The 342-nt window shown below is 63.7% G+C and carries 1 protein-coding gene; it reads right to left on the reverse strand.

Features of this window, described 5'->3' with window-relative positions; all coding sequences use genetic code 11:
* Nucleotides 1–253, reverse strand: a 253-nt coding sequence (locus SB847_RS20705) for a RuvX/YqgF family protein (protein WP_410578449.1), incomplete at its 3' end; no start/stop codon positions are given.
* Nucleotides 254–342 lie beyond the last annotated feature (89 nt).

The raw sequence follows: 342 nt of genomic DNA on the forward strand, positions 1-342 counted from the left end.
GTGCAGAGCCCCGCTCGTCGCCCTTCATGGTGCGGGGCAGGCCTACAAAGATCTGCACCGCAGCCAATTCGGCGGCCTGCTTGACCAGGTAGCGCACGTCCGAATTTTTCTTGCTATCCCGCAAGACCGTTTTAAACGGGGTTGCCAAGATACCGTCCGGATCACATATCGCGACGCCTACCCTGACGGTCCCGACGTCTACCCCCACTTTGGTGCCGCGGGGGTAGGCGTCGCTGCTTTCGGCCGAATTCACCGTTAGCGCTTGGCTATCGCGTCGACCACTGCCGTGAGGGCCGCAGGGACCTTCCCGGCATCGGTGCCGCCGCCCTGTGCGACGTCGTC

Source organism: Bacillus sp. SIMBA_026 (assembly GCF_046535335.1).
In the GTDB taxonomy this organism is placed as follows: Bacteria; Bacillota; Bacilli; order Bacillales; family Bacillaceae; genus Bacillus; species Bacillus velezensis.